Here is a 410-nt window from a genome sequence, read left to right as displayed (position 1 = left end):
CATCGACGCGATCGGCCCCTTGGCCGAGCTCGCCGGTGCGCCGTTCGAGAACGAACTGCGAGCCGGGATCCTCGACGGCACCGCCAGCGCCGGGCTGCGGGTCGGNCGAGCAGCGCGACACCGGCGTCGTCGGCGCGCTCATCGCCTACCCGCCATTGTCGGCGGCCGCGCAGATCCTCCAGCGCATGGAACAGCTCGGGATCTCCAAGCGTGAGCGGTACAAGACGCTGCTCGGCACCGGCATGACCCTCACCAGGATCAAGGCTGTCGCGGTCGCCGAATCCGCCCGTGGCAACCATCTCGGCGCGTCCATAATCAAGCGCGCAAAGCAGGTCTACGACCAGTGCCAGTACCTGACCATGTACGGCGCCATGCCGGAGGCCCGCGGCCTGGAAGCCTTCTACCAGCGC

Annotated in this window: 1 protein-coding gene; it reads left to right on the top strand. The window is 68.7% G+C overall.

Going from position 1 to position 410, the window contains the following annotated elements; all coding sequences use genetic code 11:
* Nucleotides 1-185 precede the first annotated feature (185 nt).
* Nucleotides 186-410, top strand: a 225-nt coding sequence (locus tag H074_RS41355; protein WP_235096626.1) for a hypothetical protein, incomplete at its 3' end; no start/stop codon positions are given.

Origin of the sequence: Amycolatopsis decaplanina DSM 44594, assembly GCF_000342005.1 — a bacterium.
GTDB classification, from domain to species: Bacteria; Actinomycetota; Actinomycetes; order Mycobacteriales; family Pseudonocardiaceae; genus Amycolatopsis; species Amycolatopsis decaplanina.
The sequence above is the reverse complement of the archived record's forward strand: the minus strand, read 5'-3'. Positions and strand labels throughout refer to the sequence as shown.